Source organism: Pseudoduganella sp. RAF53_2 (assembly GCF_052113985.1).
Classification (GTDB): domain Bacteria; phylum Pseudomonadota; class Gammaproteobacteria; order Burkholderiales; family Burkholderiaceae_D; genus Rugamonas.
This window is the reverse complement of the sequence record NZ_JBFRDW010001051.1, coordinates 1-1,144: the sequence shown is the minus strand read 5'-3', so window position 1 is coordinate 1,144 and position 1,144 is coordinate 1. Positions and strand designations below refer to the sequence as shown.

Sequence of the window (1,144 nt, the reverse complement as noted above, 5' to 3'; positions counted from 1 at the left end):
CCGGAAAGCTCGGAACTGGACCGGGAAGCCATGCGCGCCATCACGGGCGGCTCGCGCTTCCGCGCTGCGGGCGCTGCGATCCGCCAGCCAGTGCGGCGCATCCAGCTGTTTGACCTTTCGCGCAAAGCCACACCATTCGCCAAGCCATCTCGCGCGACATAAACCGGAAAAAAATTCCCGCAGGCGGGCGCCTGCGGGGCCCGAAGTCTCGCGCTAATTTGGCCGGCAGGAGGAAGCGGCCGCGCTTTGCAACATCAGGTAATTGGCAAGCGCACCCTTGTCATGCAGCTTGAGCTTTGCATAGACATTTGTCAGCTGGGTGCGCACGGTATTGGGGGAAATGCCAAGTTCACGCGCCACTTCCTTGTGGCTCAATCCCGCCGCAAAGCGCCTGRCCACCAGGGTTTCGCGCGGCGTCATGATTGTGAAGGCGGCAGTGGGCCGCGCCTGGCAGACGGATTCCGACTCCGGCACCATGCTGATCTCGATGAATTTGCCTCTGAACGCATGCGCCTGAAGCAGCTGTTCCTGTACCAGCTTCGCAACGCCTGACACATCGCACTCCGGCCATTCCAGCCGCAGCAACTCCAGAAAGCGCAGGTCGGCATACCGTATCTCTCCGCAGTCATTGAGCAGCGCTGAAGCAAAGCGTGGCGGCACCAGATTGCGCAGCATCAACCCCGTTCATCGCACATCGAAGTTGCCTGGGAGAGATGAGGCCACAGATGCACCAGGCGCCGCTCCCCGGCTTCCGGAAATGCCACGGCGCCGTCCTTGAATAGCATGATCCATCTCGTTGGGATACCCGGACATGGGATATCACCAAATATCATCATTTGACGCAGCTTATATAAGCGTGCGAAATCAGCCAGCCCAGAGAGACCGCAATTTTCGTAGAAATATTGAAGGTCCAGCTTCAGCGGCCGGCCAAGGCCGGTCAGCAAAGACTTCATGATGGGGTCACGCGACAACAGCGGAATATAGTCATCCATGAATGTGCGCGGCAGCCCATCAATATGCGCGCTCATTATATAGAGATCAGGATTTGAATAAAACTGGCTGCCGCCTAACACCACCGCGTCAAAGTCAAGACAATCATGCAACACCTGGACTGCTGCCGCCTGAAACTCATGCAGCGATCCCT

At 58.2% G+C, this 1,144-nt stretch carries 2 protein-coding genes; both read right to left on the bottom strand.

What is annotated here, in order from left to right; genetic code table 11:
* Nucleotides 1–213: 213 nt before the first annotated feature.
* Nucleotides 214–675, bottom strand: coding sequence for a response regulator transcription factor (locus AB4Z11_RS32230; RefSeq protein WP_442030330.1), 462 nt, complete (start codon nucleotides 673–675; stop codon nucleotides 214–216).
* A partial coding sequence (locus AB4Z11_RS32225) for a hypothetical protein (RefSeq protein ID WP_442030328.1) occupies nucleotides 675–1,144 on the bottom strand: 470 nt, incomplete at its 5' end. The genes AB4Z11_RS32230 and AB4Z11_RS32225, both read right to left, overlap by 1 nt.